1 protein-coding gene is annotated in these 1294 nt (G+C 31.4%); it reads right to left on the bottom strand.

Annotated features, from left to right (window positions below; genetic code table 11):
- Window positions 1–93: 93 nt before the first annotated feature.
- Window positions 94–1071 (bottom strand): alpha/beta hydrolase, encoded by a 978-nt coding sequence (locus ACXAHM_RS26245; RefSeq protein WP_474967053.1) that lies wholly within the window; start codon window positions 1069–1071, stop codon window positions 94–96.
- Window positions 1072–1294: the final 223 nt, after the last annotated feature.

The following is a 1294-nucleotide window of genomic DNA, read 5'->3' as shown; positions in this document are numbered from 1 at the left end:
TGTGAATACGGTTTGAAAGTTTTCTTGGCCATAATCACAAGATACAAAAAAAGACTGTCTCAATTTTTTAATTATGAGACAGCCTCTTTTTAGCTATTTACCTAAAAGAAATTCTAAAGGTATATTTAATCTTTTACTCCATGCTATTTCTGAATGATTTTCACCTGGAAACTTCTTAGTTATCCAACTCTTCGAGTCAAAACCATGTTTTTTCATGATAACATCAATTCTTTTTTGATATGGTTCATATTGAGAATCCAATGTCTCTGTACCATAGTCAAAATAAATTTTATGCGTTTTTGGATCAGGTAAGTTTTTATTTACATAATTGATAACCCCATCTGTTATTGCCTTATTCTCTTCCTTTGTAAATTGCTCTGCATAGACCATTGGCCAATGCGTCGAAAGACATCCAGCACCGCCAAATACATTAGGATATTCACAGATTGCATACATAGAAATTAAACCTCCCATACTAGATCCCATTACAAAAGTATGTTCGCGGTCTGTATATGTTGAGTAATGTCCATCAATATAAGGTTTCAATTCACTGGTCAAGAATTTCAGATAGTCATCAGAAAGTAATTTTCCTGCTAATCTTTTCTCTGTTACTTTCTTTAACCAATCTTGATCTAAATCTTTCAACGATTTTTGTGGTAAATATTCAGATGATCTATACTTTCCATTATTGGGTACTGCGACTACTATAACATCTTCTATTTTATGATCTCTTGTCAATTGAGTAATAGTTTCATCTACCATCCATTCTTGCTTATTCCAAGTAATAGTAGAATCAAATAACATCAAACCATCATGCATGTATAATACAGCATACTTTTTATCTTTTGAATAGTTTTCTGGTAGATAAACATCTACATTCCTACTATCAATATATTGCGACTTAAAATTGGGCAAACGGTCAATGTTACCTGCATAAAGTTTTGGTATTTGTTCATCTGATGCTTCACCTATACCTAATTTCTTTTCCTCTTTTTTTTCAGTTTTTTGAGTACTATCTGCACATGAAAATGTAATCATTAAAACAGATAGATATAAAAATATCTTTTTCATTTTCTTCAATGTTATGCTATTCTAAGCGAAGGTAATCAATTCAAATATTTGAAAGTAGTCTATAATGTGAATAAAAGGAAAGAATTAATATATTATCACACTTTATCAGAAAAGTACAGACACAAAAAAAAAGTTAGTCAACATCCTGTGTTAACTAACCTTCTATATTTAATGAATGTGGCGCCGACTTACTCTCCCGGGGGTTAACCCAGTACCATCAGCA

It is taken from the genome of Flammeovirga sp. AWQ4_249, from assembly GCF_056161045.1.
The sequence above is the reverse complement of the archived record's forward strand: the minus strand, read 5'-3'. Positions and strand labels throughout refer to the sequence as shown.

Coding starts and splice junctions, on each gene's coding strand:
- ACXAHM_RS26245 (WP_474967053.1), bottom strand. CDS start 1,071: ATGAAAAAGATATTTTTATATCTATCTGTTTTAATGATTACATTTTCA.